At 31.0% G+C, this 12,548-nt stretch carries 14 protein-coding genes; 6 read left to right on the top strand and 8 right to left on the bottom strand.

Annotated features, from left to right (window positions below; all coding sequences use genetic code 11):
• Nucleotides 1-30 precede the first annotated feature (30 nt).
• Together F7018_RS17080 and F7018_RS17075 are read right to left on the bottom strand one after the other, a co-directional pair.
• A complete protein-coding gene (locus tag F7018_RS17080) occupies nucleotides 31-1,299 on the bottom strand; it encodes a glycosyltransferase (RefSeq protein ID WP_150901318.1) in 1,269 nt (422 codons plus the stop codon).
• Between the two features lie 42 nt (nucleotides 1,300-1,341).
• A complete protein-coding gene (locus F7018_RS17075) occupies nucleotides 1,342-2,385 on the bottom strand; it encodes a DUF6624 domain-containing protein (protein ID WP_150901317.1) in 1,044 nt (347 codons plus the stop codon).
• Between the two features lie 344 nt (nucleotides 2,386-2,729).
• On the opposite strand from F7018_RS17075, the gene F7018_RS17070 reads away from it, so the two are divergent.
• The 3 genes from F7018_RS17070 to F7018_RS17060 all read left to right on the top strand — a co-directional run bounded on the left by F7018_RS17070 (nucleotide 2,730) and on the right by F7018_RS17060 (nucleotide 5,203).
• On the top strand, nucleotides 2,730-3,554 hold the full coding sequence (locus F7018_RS17070; RefSeq protein WP_217701396.1) for an MBL fold metallo-hydrolase: 825 nt from the start codon (nucleotides 2,730-2,732) through the stop codon (nucleotides 3,552-3,554).
• Nucleotides 3,555-3,801: 247 nt separating this feature from the next.
• The gene (locus F7018_RS17065) at nucleotides 3,802-4,674 is read left to right on the top strand and encodes a helix-turn-helix domain-containing protein (protein WP_150901316.1); all 873 of its coding nucleotides are present in this window, start codon (nucleotides 3,802-3,804) and stop codon (nucleotides 4,672-4,674) included.
• A 73-nt stretch (nucleotides 4,675-4,747) separates the two neighbouring features.
• The gene (locus F7018_RS17060; RefSeq protein WP_217701395.1) at nucleotides 4,748-5,203 is read left to right on the top strand and encodes a nuclear transport factor 2 family protein; all 456 of its coding nucleotides are present in this window, start codon (nucleotides 4,748-4,750) and stop codon (nucleotides 5,201-5,203) included.
• Nucleotides 5,204-5,437: 234 nt separating this feature from the next.
• Here the strand turns inward: F7018_RS17060 and F7018_RS17055 are convergent, their stop codons facing one another.
• The 4 genes from F7018_RS17055 to F7018_RS17040 all read right to left on the bottom strand — a co-directional run bounded on the left by F7018_RS17055 (nucleotide 5,438) and on the right by F7018_RS17040 (nucleotide 8,034).
• Complete coding sequence (locus F7018_RS17055) at nucleotides 5,438-6,139, bottom strand: HU family DNA-binding protein (RefSeq protein ID WP_150901315.1); 702 nt, start codon at nucleotides 6,137-6,139, stop codon at nucleotides 5,438-5,440.
• Between the two features lie 212 nt (nucleotides 6,140-6,351).
• Nucleotides 6,352-6,534 carry a hypothetical protein gene (locus tag F7018_RS17050; protein WP_150901314.1) on the bottom strand — a complete coding sequence of 61 codons (183 nt, stop codon included), beginning with the start codon at nucleotides 6,532-6,534 and terminating at the stop codon, nucleotides 6,352-6,354.
• 61 nt (nucleotides 6,535-6,595) lie between these two features.
• Nucleotides 6,596-7,519, bottom strand: coding sequence for a hypothetical protein (locus F7018_RS17045; RefSeq protein WP_150901313.1), 924 nt, complete (start codon nucleotides 7,517-7,519; stop codon nucleotides 6,596-6,598).
• A 20-nt stretch (nucleotides 7,520-7,539) separates the two neighbouring features.
• Complete coding sequence (locus F7018_RS17040; protein ID WP_150901312.1) at nucleotides 7,540-8,034, bottom strand: hypothetical protein; 495 nt, start codon at nucleotides 8,032-8,034, stop codon at nucleotides 7,540-7,542.
• Between the two features lie 82 nt (nucleotides 8,035-8,116).
• Here F7018_RS17040 and F7018_RS17035 point away from each other — a divergent pair, with 82 nt between their 5' ends.
• Complete coding sequence (locus F7018_RS17035) at nucleotides 8,117-8,863, top strand: hypothetical protein (protein WP_150901311.1); 747 nt, start codon at nucleotides 8,117-8,119, stop codon at nucleotides 8,861-8,863.
• Between the two features lie 33 nt (nucleotides 8,864-8,896).
• On the opposite strand, the gene F7018_RS17030 is transcribed toward F7018_RS17035, so the two are convergent.
• A complete protein-coding gene (locus F7018_RS17030) occupies nucleotides 8,897-9,472 on the bottom strand; it encodes an outer membrane beta-barrel protein (RefSeq protein WP_150901310.1) in 576 nt (191 codons plus the stop codon).
• A 78-nt stretch (nucleotides 9,473-9,550) separates the two neighbouring features.
• Complete coding sequence (locus F7018_RS17025; RefSeq protein ID WP_150901309.1) at nucleotides 9,551-10,480, bottom strand: MBL fold metallo-hydrolase; 930 nt, start codon at nucleotides 10,478-10,480, stop codon at nucleotides 9,551-9,553.
• A 236-nt stretch (nucleotides 10,481-10,716) separates the two neighbouring features.
• Between F7018_RS17025 and F7018_RS17020 the strand changes: the two genes are divergently transcribed.
• Nucleotides 10,717-11,526 (top strand): SDR family oxidoreductase, encoded by an 810-nt coding sequence (locus F7018_RS17020; protein WP_150901308.1) that lies wholly within the window; start codon nucleotides 10,717-10,719, stop codon nucleotides 11,524-11,526.
• 103 nt (nucleotides 11,527-11,629) lie between these two features.
• Entirely contained in the window at nucleotides 11,630-12,541 is a 912-nt protein-coding gene (locus F7018_RS17015) for a helix-turn-helix domain-containing protein (RefSeq protein WP_150901307.1), read from the top strand.
• Nucleotides 12,542-12,548: the final 7 nt, after the last annotated feature.

Raw genomic sequence — 12,548 nt, 5'->3', positions numbered from 1 at the left:
TTAATGTTGTAGTAACCGTTTCTTTTGTAGTTAATTAATGTTTGTAAAAGATACTGATTTAGATTCCTTTTTCAACTTATTAGAAAACGTCATTGCGTTCTTTTTATATTCAGTATTTTTTAATAGATCCAACAAGAGTTTTTCAAAAACAGTTGCATTAAGTTTCTTTATTGATACACCTTTGGGACCAAGTTTTTTTTCTGCTACGACTTTGTTCCAATAAAATTGGTCTATAAAATGAGGAATAATTAAGCTTGAACAACCATACTTAATTGCAGAATGAGTTGTACCAGCACCACCATGATGAATAACACTATGAACTTTTGGGAAAACCCAATCATAAGGAATGTTTTCAGTAAAATAAATATTCTCCGAACAATTTTCTAGTTTTACTAAGCCTCCCCAAGAAGTATTAATTATAGCAGGAATGTTGTGTTTAGAGATAGTATCAATTATAAACTGTGTTATTTTTTTAGGGTTAGGATTTGATATACTACCAAAAGTTATAAATACTATTTTCTGTTTAGAATTATATTTTAAAAACCTTAATAATTCTTCTTGAGGTTCCCAATTTGTACGTTTATTCCTTTCTGTAAAACCTATTATTTTGGCATTTTGATTCCAATATTTTGGTTTTTCAAAAAGACTAGAAGAAACCGTATACATAGAAAGTGTTTTGGTAATTAGGTGTTTTCTGATTTGCTTAGGTGTTATTTTCTTAAACTCGTTTTTACTAATTGATCGTGTAGAATAATAAATTGCTAATGAGAAAATAAATAATTGAAGTTTATAACTAAACAAGTTCAAATACTTTCCATAATTACCACCTCCTGAAAAACTTATAAAAGAATGGTGTTTTACAGGGTGAAGAAAGCATGGGAAAGGGTGTATAAAAATGCTTCTATTCTGATTACGAATCCCCCAAATTATAGGGTATACACATTTTTGATTAAAGAAAACATAGTTTGGTTTTTCCTTATCTATTATTTCTTTTTGTGTTAAAGTAACCTCTTTGTTAATTCTAATAGACTTTTTTGCTAAAACAAATAGTGATTTAATTCGTTTAATTAAAGTTCCTTTTCTGCTAGTAATGGTTTTAGAGTTTTCACTCTCCAATAAAACTTCTATAAATTCCGAGGTAAAACCATAAAAGGTACTATTCGTTAATTCTACCATTTCTCTAAACTGTTCAGGGAAAACATAAACAACATCATGTTCTTTTTCTTTTAAAGTTTCTCCAATAGAGAAAAGAGGTTCTATATCTCCTCGACTACCTAAACCAAAAAGTAGTATTTTCATAAGTATTAGATTTAGAATTGCTATGCTTTAAGTAAGTAATTCTTAGTTTTTTGACTCTATCTCCTTAACTCTAGCTATAATTTGTGGTAATCTTTTAATATAAATTTCTGGGTTCCACTTTAAATTCCACCTATTTAAGTTTTCCTGCATGGTATTTAGTCCTACTTCTAATCTTCTTTTGTCAGCATTTTTAGGGTCAGCTAATGGTAATACATATGGAGCTTTACTTTTATGATCAATAGCCAATTGGGTTCCATAAATTTGTAATTCACCTCTTCTTAAAAGTAATCTATCATAGAACATAGCAAATTGTCTCTTAGGTAAATTATCTTCCTCAACAGCTTGTTTAATCATTGGTAAGTATTTTTCTTGAGTTTCTTTATTGGCATGTTGAATAACAAGAAAGATGGTAGAAGCACCTCTTTTACCTATTTCACTTTTATTAGGCCAACCTTGTGTATCTAAAATTTTAGAAACTGTAATAAGGTTTAAGGAATCCTTTTTTAAAATAGTTTTCCATAGAGCATCCATTTCTTTAGACTTTCTACCATAAATAGCTTCGGTACTCCTTATTTTATTTCGGTATTTCTGGTCATTTAGATAAATAGTATCTAGGCTTGCTATTAAGGCTTGGTTATAATTAGCTTCTTTTTCTTGTTTGTTTTTTAGGATTGTGGATTTGAGTTTATTCCATTGTTCATCTTTATGTAAAACATTTAAATCCGAATCATTTATCAAATGAAAATAATCAGCCCACTTTAACTCATTTGCTATGATAAACAAATGTTTAAATGATTGTCTTTTATTTCCTAATAAAGCGTACATACAAGACAAGTTATAGCGATCTTTTAAAGGAACTTCATCAATAATATTAGTTGATTGTAGCTTGTAGTAGTCAGAAGGTTTGCGTTCTTCCAATAAATTAAAAGCTATTTTATACAGTTCAATTGCTTTTTCTCTTTCACTGTTTATCCAATAAGACCAACCTGTTTTAATTAACTTGGAATATTCTTGTTTTTTATTTTGAGCGTAACAAAAAGTAAGAACATTTAAAACTAATAACAGTGTTAATAGCGCTTTTTTCATCCTAAGAATTATTTTATTTACCTCAAAGCTATATAGGATGATTAAGTGTTTTTGTTTTTATCGATTAGTACATTATACATACGATTAGAAAGAAAGGGAGTAAAGCTAAACACGTTTTAGCTTCTATAAATACCTATTTGCAGACACTTATTACTGATTTGACTTTGGTTATTCTAATAGCTTAAGTTAGAAATAGAAAAATTAAGTTTTAATAAAATCAATCTCTTAGGCAAGATTGTATTAGGTGAAAACCACTCACTTATCAAAATGGTAGGTATTCGTAAATAATTGGTAGCCTAATAACAGGAGAAAGGGAGGATCTTTGCAGAAATAAAATTTTAAAAATGAGAAGATTACCTATAGCGCTCATAGCTATTATGCTATTAACAGCCTGTCAGCAATTAAAAACAACGAATATGGAACCGGTAAGCATTCAATTAATCAGAAACGCAACCTTAAAACTAAACTACAACGGAAAAACCTTTTTGGTAGATCCATCATTATCACCAAAACACAGTTTTATGTCGTTTGTAGTGCCTAACAAAAATCTAAACCCAACTGTAGATTTACCTTTACCAGTTAGCGATATTACCAAAGGGTTAGACGCTGTTTTAGTAACGCATACACACTTAGATCACTTTGATGAAGGAGCAAAAAAAGCTTTAGATAAAAGTTTGCCATTGTTTGGACAGCCTTTTGATAAAAAAGTTTTAGAAGAAAGTCCGTTTAGCAATGTACAATTGGTGGAAGAAAAAGTAGCTTTTGAAGGAACAACAATTATCCGTACCAAAGGAAAACATGGACCAGATCAGTTATTAAAAGCACTGGGAGAAGTATCGGGCTTTGTATTGCAAGCTAATGGATACCCAACTGTATATATTGTGGGCGATTGTCTTTTAGATGAAGAGATTAAGAGTACCATTCAAAAATACAATCCAGCAATAATTGTTGTAAATTCGGGAGGTGCAGAATACGGAGGAGCACAAATATTGATGGATGAAAAAAGAGCGGTAGAAGTAGCTAAGTTAGCACCCAAAGCAAAAGTGATAGCAGTACACATGGAATCTTTAGACCATTGTAAAACTACTAGAGATATGGTACGCCAAGAAGCACAAAAAGAAAAGGTAAGTATCTTAGTGCCTAACGATGGAGAAACCATAGTACTATAAAAGTGTAGTTATCCTTCAATTATCTTAACTATTAAAATTATGAAGCCAGAGAACATTAGACCTACCCCAAGTAACAAAAAGAAGGAAGAAAAGGGTAAGTAGTTTATCCATGCAATAGCGTTAAATACAAATCCTAAAAGAATTAGGATAAGCCATAAGAGTTCTTTAGCAATTTTTTTCATAATGAAGCAAAAGTAAGAAATATAAAACAGTAGATTATTTTATATCTTATTCTAAAAATAGAAAAATGGAATATTTAGAGTTTAACAAAACCATATGTGGGGTTAATTTACACCTCAACGCGATAGATTTTCAGTCCGAATGTCCGTTTGAATTAACCAATGCAACGGTGTCGGCAGATTTCTTTCAGATTTTCTTCCTAAAAAAGGCGGAAGGTTTTCTACAACTCAATGACGAAAAGATAGCCCTAAAACCCAACAGTATTATATTTATATCAAAACATCAGCACCATTCGTGGCATGCTGATGTTGCTACATTTGAAGGGCAACTGTTATTGTTCCAAGACAATTTTTTAAACGACTTCTTTTCCGATCAGTATTTTATTTTCCGATTGCTATATTTTTACCAAACAGAGTTTCCTTTGGCAATAGAAGTAGCCCCGTCTTATATGGACGATAACTTATTAAAGTTACGAGAGATAAAACACGAGTTGGTACACCCTAAAAGCGATAGTGTACACATTATACGATCGTTATTGTATTATATCTTAATATCGTTAAATAGAAATTATTTTGAAATCAATAAGTTCAACGAGGCAATATCATTAGACAATACCGCTTATCAATTTAGAAAGTTGGTAGAAAAACACATCTATACTCACCAACGAGTGGAAGACTATGTGGGAATGATGAAAATAAGTCGAATATCGCTAAACAAAGCAGTAAAAGCACAGTTCAATGTAACGGTTACCGACTTTATTAAATCGAGACTTCTATTTGAAGTAAAAATGAAACTCATACATACTTCAAAAACGATCTCGGAAATAGCGGACGAGTTGCATTTTTCAGAATCCAATCACTTATCGAGGTTTTTTAAATTAAAAACAGGGCAGTCGCCCAAAGAGTACCGAATCGATTATCAAAATGGTATCTATTCGTAAGAAAACGGTAGCTTGTAACCAGGGAAAGCGGAGCATCTTTGTACTAAGAAAAGAATTGATAAAACAAGCATCAATGAAACACTTAACACAAATATGTTTAACCATCTTAACCGTTTTTACCATGGTAGCAAACGCACAAAATAAAACCCATACCAAAGAAGCAATTCGTAAGGCAATGGATCATTTAATAGACAGAGCCACAAATTACGATATTGAAGCTTTAGAAACCATTTATCACAAAGACTTTCATACCACATTGGTATTGCCAGATGGCGAAGTAAAAACCTATAACAAGCAAGAGTTTAAAGCGCATTTTGCTAAGCAAGCAGCTGAAGGTAAAACCCAGTTAAATACTTGGGCAGACTGGCATGATTTTCATATTCTTGGAGACACAGCTGTTTGTGTACTTACGAGAAAACACAGCGGAATGAATGGAAAAGAAATGCAATTATTATGTAATATAGAATTGCATTTTGAAGACAATAGATGGCAAGTATTGCGTGAAGCCATTTTTTTAAGGCCTTTGTAAAAAAGAAGCAGGCTAAGTGGAGTAAAATTTAACCGCTAAGTGTTTAAAAAGGAGAAGCCTAAGCAAAGTATTAGAAGACCGCTAAGCGGAGTAAATCAAACACGGTAATGAGAGAGTTGCTATAAGCATAGTGATAATAACAGCATAACGGTCGTTATAGATAAACTATAGCGACCGTTATAATATGAAAAGAATTAGAATTTAAATAGTACTTGTTGCTAAGCTAAAAGAAACTTAAACAACAACTAGTTTAAAAGAAGTATCGCTAATACGAACTCCTTTTAAAAAGGCTTGTGGATTTGAGGTAAACTGCGATTTAATTCGAAGATGATACTTCCCAGGTAATAGTTGAGGTGCTTGTGCAATAATGTTTTTAAAGGTATTGCGAGAAAAACGAGTTACTTTAATTTCCGTTTGATCTTCTCCAACAAAGTACAATCCCACACTAGGGTGTGATCCCGCTATTTTTAATCGACTTCCCAACAATTCGAAAAGACCTTCTGAAGTAATTTGCTGATTGGTAGTTCCAGAACCAATGTCTACTACCTGTGTAATTTGCGTATAGGTATTAGGCGCTGCAACCTTACTAATAGGTACTTCATGAAGTACACTTTTAATTAATTTTCCCGTTTTAAGCTTTAAATGAAGTTTGTGTTTTTTCTCGGAAAAGACCTCTTCATCATTATCAAAAACACCTGTTATAGAATAACTAATATTAAACAGCGGTAAGTTTACAGTATCTCCATCTTTAATGCATTGTACAATGGTCTCGTAAAAAGAGTTGAGTACGGCAACAATATCTGTTTTGCCTACAGCACTTCGTTTTTCTAGCATCTTTTTAATTAGAGCAGCCTGACTTATACTGCGTGTAGCCAACACACGAGCGATGTAATTATCTTCTTCGTTTAAATGATTTTTGGTCAAATAGTACTTCATAAGTTCAACTTTAATAACATTATTTTTAGTTCATAACTAAACCTATTAGCTATGGGATGTAAGGTTATTTAAAATTGAATGTATAAAGGGAAGTTGTGGAGAAAGTGAAGGACATACAATTTCTACGTCTGCTCTAAGATACGAAATTTTTAGGAATTAATAATTTTATGACTAAAGATAGGCTTCATTTGTTTTGAGGTAAGAGAATTTTGTTAGTTACTTTTCTTTGGTTTTATAATTAAGAAACCAACTATAATTAGGGTAGCGCTAATAGCTATGTTTTCATAGGATTTATCAACATATCCTCCAAAACCAGAAAAACCAGCATTTTTATAAAAAAGTACTAAACCACCAATTAAGATGCATAAAAGACCTATAAGTTTTTTGATATTCATTATCAGTAATTTTTTTGATTTATTGTTTAATGATTGAATAACCTAATTCGTATAAAACAAGTTAGTATCTTTTTAGTTGTTCTTCTTTAGTCATATTGATGATTCCAACTCCATCTACAAGCCAACGATTTTTAACTAGTTTCATTTTAATTTTTAGCTTATAGTCTGGTAACTCTTTCCCTTTTACCATAATAAAATTTGGTTTTTCAACAGACTTCGCTAATTCAAAACCATTATCAGGATAATCTTGTGCATCAAATATAGGATCAAAGCCTAAACCTAATTCGGGATCTTCTTTTTCAGCTTCGGTAATTATTGTTTTATATGTTTGTTTGAATTGTTGAGTAACTTTTTGCTGGTCAATCCATTCAAAAACAGAAAGCTCAGAATTAAAGTCATCACAATATTTAGCATAAGCATTTATAAAGTTTAAAGCTATAGTACTTGCAACATTTTGCTTTTCTATAGAAATGTTTTCTTTTGCTTTTTTGTTTTTCCACCAAGCTACTATTTCATCTACTTTATGTTGAGAATAACTTTTACAAATACAAACATCGTTTGGATAAGGTTCATTATTTCGATAAGATTCAATTATCGAAATAATTTGGTGTCCGAGAGTTATGTTTTTTGAATTAGGAATAATAGATGAAATTCTTCTATTAATACAGTTAGCTTTTTCTTTAGAGTTAATTTTAGAAATTAGAAAATCTAAATCATTATTACTAATCCAACTGCTATTTGTTTGTCCAACTGTTATAATAAAATCAAGCGTATCTTTATCTGTTGTATTGGCTTTTAGTATGTTTACAAAGTCTTTAACGTTTGTATCAGACATATAGACTTTCTTTTTTAAAGAAGCCTGTTTGATATATTCTTTCTCTAGTTTTTCATAATTATTAATCATCAATTTATTCTTTTCTTGGGTATGTTGATTTTTACAAGAGTAACTAATGATTAAGAAGAGTAGTATAAGTATATTTTTCATAGCATTATAAATATGTTTAACTAGATATTATATAGAGGTACTATTCTTTTTAATTCTTGTTCAAAAACATAAAAATCCGATTTTACATTTATTCTTCCCAATACATACATAAATCCTAGGAATAAGAAGCAAGAAATACCAGTCCATAAATTACTAAATATGAGGATTAGTAAATAAATTGGACTAGAACCAACAATTAAGGTAATAATGGTTTCACTTAATTCTGCATTCAATAGTATAACTCTTTCAGTACCTTTATCTACTATTTCTCCAGTTACTTGGGTAAAAAAGAAATACAATACATTATCTGGATGATTATGGTCGTTGAGTTTAATTTTAAATTGATGCTCCTTAATTGTTCCTTCATAAGTTGAATACTCTTTTTGAAAAAATGTTTTTAAACTTCTTTTAGTATTCAAATTGAATTCATGAATAAGCTTTTCTTCTATGGTTGTTAATTCTAAGTTAGAGGTAAAAGATTTGCTTTCAAATCTATATAAGTCTACAATTTTCATTTAATTAATATCGCACTAATATATTTAAAAGTAAAAACAAAAGCTCATGAAAAGAAGTTATTTTATCTTTACCTAAAAAAAGATGAAAAGTAACCTTCTACTCTTATGCTCATTTCTATTATTTGTTAATTGCAATACAAACGGAGTAGAGTATATTCCTCAAAAAGATGAAAAAAATCATATAATAGACTTTGAGTTGTTCAGTATTATTCTACCAAAAGAGTTTAAATATAAAAAGATAGATGGAATTGATTCTTTTGTTGGGAAAATTGAAAATGGTACTTCTAGTTTTCTTTTTGACTATGGTCGGTATTCACCAAGATCACCAAAGGATAAAGCTTCTTTTATAAAAGAGAGTCAAAAGAGCATGGACTTTATGACGCTTCAAAAGTTTTTAAACAAAATAAATATGAAGCCATATGAAGATGAAAAAGGAAATGTAAACTTAGATGAGATAACTAAGAAAATAAAAAACTTAAAACTACATGAGAACAACAAAACTGTAGTTTTTCAAAATGACAAGGAAAACAATTGTGAGTTTTATTATTCATTAGAGTTTGAAGGAAAAGAATATTTTGTGGCGTTTTGTATTCCCGAAGAAAATAAAAAAGAATTTAAGTATTACAAATTATATATAGATACTATTGGGAACTATAAACGAACAATTGCACTGTGGACAGATAAAGAAACGGTAAGTACTTCAAGTGTAAACTTTGAATCATTAAATGAAAAGAAAACCAATGGAGAGTTGTTTATAGGAATTAGATCGAATACAGAATTTAACAAAGAAGAGTTAAAAGCTATTTTTGAAACTGTAGTAATGAGGTAGTAAATTTATTTTTAACGTTAAAAGTTAAAAGTATTATATTCGGTAACCCAATCCAAACTTTAAGATGTTGATGTTTGTGTTGTATCCTATATTAAGAGCATTGTTATCTGCTCCAATTTTAATAAAATCATATTGAGCGTGTACATACACTTTTTGAGTAATGTCGTATAACAATCCTAAATTTAAGTTGATTCCTTTATTCGTTCTGTCAGTATTATTAATTAAAGAAGGACTTATGTTTGATTCAACATTATAAAATAGAAAGGAATACCCAATACCAACTTGAGGGTGTAGTTTTTCTATAGACTTAATATTAAATTGACCAATAACCTTTGGTTTAAGCATAAATACAGTAACATTTGATAAAGGGGCATTGTTAGCATCACTTTTATAGAGGAAGTTGGCATCTACAGAAAATCCAATATTAACTATATTTAAATTATAAGCTTGATAATTTAATCCTACCTCAATAATTCCATCATAATTTTGACTTATAAAGTTATCACCAAAAGGTAATGGGTAACCGGCTTCAATGCTAAGCTTTGAATTTTGTGAAAATGAGTTAATAGTAAAAACTAGTAGTAGTGCTAATAAAATTCTTTTATTCATGATTAATTATGCAATTTTAATGCAAATCTAATAAATAAAAAATAAGTATTTAGAACTACTATAGCTAAAGCAACTAATCTACAGAGTTTTATACAATACCTCAACATAACGTTTTATCTCCGTGGTAAAGTTAGTGTACAGACTTTTGTAAGTAGGAGCAAGCTTGCTTTCAATACTTGTAAGAACTTCGCTTTCTGTTTTTCCTTTTCCTTTAGCATTTTTAACCAGCTTCCAAACCTTAGATAACAGATTAGCATCGCGTATTACAGCACTTCCTTTGGTAACATTTCCATGACCAGTTAGTACGTGTATAGGCTGCAACTCAGCTATGGTGTTAAGCGTTTGAATTAGGTTGGGAACTTTTTTAGGATTGATAATAATAGGCATCCAGTTAGAGCTTAATACATCGCCTCCAAAGATTATTTTTTGTTGAGGTAACCATACCAACACATCACCGTGTGAGTGACCGTTATTAGAAAAAAGGAATTCGACTTCTATACCTCCAAAATTCATCTTTTGATGTTCGGAAATTAGTTTGTTAGGATATAGCAAACGGGTTTTACCAATGGTTCCTTTGGTAGCTCTATTAAAAAAAGCAACATCTTCTTCTCCGTACTTTTTCATGGTTTCTAAAGCAGCTTTGCTAGCAAAAATCTCAGCTTTGGAAAAGGCAGCATTCCCTAACCAATGATCGGCATGACTGTGAGAGTTAATCACCCAACGAACGGGTTTGTTCGTCACTTTTTTAATAGCATTTTTAATCCCATTTCCAATGGTTTCCGAAGAACCTGTGTCAAATAACAACACTCCATCTTTAGTAACTACAAAATGACTGTTTGAGTTCCAACCTTTGTTTTCGGGAGTAGGTAATCCAAATGAAGGAGAAACGATACTATATACATTTTCTGCAACGGGGTTAGCTACAAAATCGAAAGATTTGGTTTGAGCATTAAAACTATGAGATAATAAACTGATGAGAAAGAAGTAATGTATCGTTTCTTTTAACATTTGAAATCGCTATTATTAATTAATAGATCTGTTGGTAAAATTAATTTTTAAAAGAGGGTGTTGTCAATTATTAGCTTAAACCGCTACTTTGAATGACAGATAGGTTCTTTTGATAGACGAAACATTTCTTTTTTACCACGAATCAGTAATATGACTTCGTATTCCAGTAAAATGGCTTCGAGTAAAAATACGTTCCCATCTACTTTTGTACCCACACTATTTAAATAAAAAAGAAGATGAAAAAAACAGTATTAATAACAGGAGCAAGTCAAGGATTTGGGAAGTTAATCGCAAAAAAATTCCAGAAAGAAGGATGGAATGTTATTGCAACCATGCGAACTCCTGAAAAAGAAACCGAATTAACTCAATTAGAAAATGTATTGGTAAACCGTCTTGATGTTACAAACCAAGAATCGATTACCAAAGCAGTAGCGGAAGGAATCGAGCATTTTGGAAAAATTGATGTGTTGGTAAACAATGCAGGATTTGGATTGCAAGGTCCTTTTATGGATAGTTCGGAAGCAATGATTCGTAAACAAATGGATGTAAATGTTTACGGGGTATTGAATGTAACCAAAGCAGTATTGCCTAATTTAGAGAAAGAAGGCGGAACCATTATCAACTTTTCTTCCATAGCTGGATTGGTTGGATTGCCTCATACTTCGGTATACAATGCTACAAAATATGCAGTTGAAGGATTTACTGAGGGATTACAATACGAGTTAAATCCATTAGGGATTAAGTTAAAGTTAATTCAGCCAGGTGCATTTAATACAGGTTTTGTTGCAGCAATGGACAGACCCGATGTTTCTGAAGAAAGCGCATATAAATCAGGATGGGAAGCTACCGTTGCTCAGATAGAATCAATGTTAAGTGCTGGACAAGATCCACAGGAAGTTGCAGATATTACATTTTTAGCTGCTACCGATGGTGAAGAACGATTAAGATATTTGGTAGGTAATGATGCTAAACAAATGATGGAAGGAAGAAAGCAAATGAACGATGTAGAGTTCAAGTCAATGCTTATGGAATCATTTAATTTATAGAAGCCCCCTAAAATCAACACGACCTATATAGAAGTACTGACTATGTAGGTTGTGATTTTTTTAATAAAAAAAGTAGTAGCTTTAATGTTTTAAGAAAGAATATATGGCAGAAACTGTTAAGATAAATTCTATTAGTAAGCTTCATGAGTTTTTCGATTATCCTTACAAACCAACACACCCTTTAATTACGTTAATCGACTTTTCTAAAATAAATTTAAATGCCATGAAAAGTGGTACACGTAAAATCTTTGGGTTTTATTCTATTGTATTAAAAAAGCTCAAAGGAGCGGGTGTTATTTATGGACGTAACGATTATGACTTTTCTGAAGCTGCTCTTTTATGTATGGCACCAGAACAGTTAAGTATTATAACCGATATTGAAAAGAATGCATTTTCCGCTGGTTGGGGATTGTATTTTCATCCAGATTTAATTCGCTCTAGTTCCTTAAATGATAAGATTAAGGAATATTCTTTCTTTTCGTACAAAATAAATGAAGCACTTCATTTATCCGATAAAGAAAAAAAGACTTTGTATTCGGTTACACAAACAATTCAAGAAGAGTTTAGTAATAAACTCGATAATTACAGTCACGATTTAATTGCCTCTAACATTGAAGTATTACTAAACTATTGCAATCGTTTTTATGGTAGACAGTTTATGACGCGTAGTCATCATAATAAAGGAATTGCAGCACAATTTGAAACGATAGTATCGGATTATTTCGAGTCAGATCAGGCAAAACTCAAAGGAGTACCGTCTGTTAAATATTGTGCTAACCAATTGCATTTGTCACCCAATTATCTAGGAGACTTATTAAAACAAGAAACGGGCAAAAGTGCTATAGATCATATTCATTATTACCTAATTGAAAAAGCAAAAGGATTGTTGTTAAACTCTTCAGCATCGATAAGCGAAATTGCTTATGACTTAGGCTTTGAACAACGTCAAAGCTTTAGCAAGCTCTTTAAAAGAAAAACAGGAATGAGCCCAAAAGAATACGCCGATTCTGTTTAGTGATATT

This window comes from Tenacibaculum aiptasiae (assembly GCF_008806755.1).
GTDB lineage: Bacteria > Bacteroidota > Bacteroidia > Flavobacteriales > Flavobacteriaceae > Polaribacter > Polaribacter aiptasiae.
Note: the sequence above shows the minus strand (reverse complement) of the source record. Positions and strands in the feature narration are given on the sequence as shown.

Bases quoted from the DNA above. Each gene is read 5' to 3' on its own strand.
- F7018_RS17065 (WP_150901316.1), top strand. From the start codon at position 3,802: ATGGAATATTTAGAGTTTAACAAAACCATATGTGGGGTTAATTTACAC.
- F7018_RS17020 (WP_150901308.1), top strand. From the start codon at position 10,717: ATGAAAAAAACAGTATTAATAACAGGAGCAAGTCAAGGATTTGGGAAG.
- F7018_RS17055 (WP_150901315.1), bottom strand. From the start codon at position 6,139: ATGAAGTACTATTTGACCAAAAATCATTTAAACGAAGAAGATAATTAC.
- F7018_RS17015 (WP_150901307.1), top strand. From the start codon at position 11,630: ATGGCAGAAACTGTTAAGATAAATTCTATTAGTAAGCTTCATGAGTTT.
- F7018_RS17025 (WP_150901309.1), bottom strand. From the start codon at position 10,480: ATGTTAAAAGAAACGATACATTACTTCTTTCTCATCAGTTTATTATCT.
- F7018_RS17070 (WP_217701396.1), top strand. From the start codon at position 2,730: ATGAGAAGATTACCTATAGCGCTCATAGCTATTATGCTATTAACAGCC.
- F7018_RS17050 (WP_150901314.1), bottom strand. From the start codon at position 6,534: ATGAATATCAAAAAACTTATAGGTCTTTTATGCATCTTAATTGGTGGT.
- F7018_RS17040 (WP_150901312.1), bottom strand. From the start codon at position 8,034: ATGAAAATTGTAGACTTATATAGATTTGAAAGCAAATCTTTTACCTCT.
- F7018_RS17035 (WP_150901311.1), top strand. From the start codon at position 8,117: ATGAAAAGTAACCTTCTACTCTTATGCTCATTTCTATTATTTGTTAAT.
- F7018_RS17080 (WP_150901318.1), bottom strand. From the start codon at position 1,299: ATGAAAATACTACTTTTTGGTTTAGGTAGTCGAGGAGATATAGAACCT.
- F7018_RS17060 (WP_217701395.1), top strand. From the start codon at position 4,748: ATGAAACACTTAACACAAATATGTTTAACCATCTTAACCGTTTTTACC.
- F7018_RS17045 (WP_150901313.1), bottom strand. From the start codon at position 7,519: ATGAAAAATATACTTATACTACTCTTCTTAATCATTAGTTACTCTTGT.
- F7018_RS17030 (WP_150901310.1), bottom strand. From the start codon at position 9,472: ATGAATAAAAGAATTTTATTAGCACTACTACTAGTTTTTACTATTAAC.
- F7018_RS17075 (WP_150901317.1), bottom strand. From the start codon at position 2,385: ATGAAAAAAGCGCTATTAACACTGTTATTAGTTTTAAATGTTCTTACT.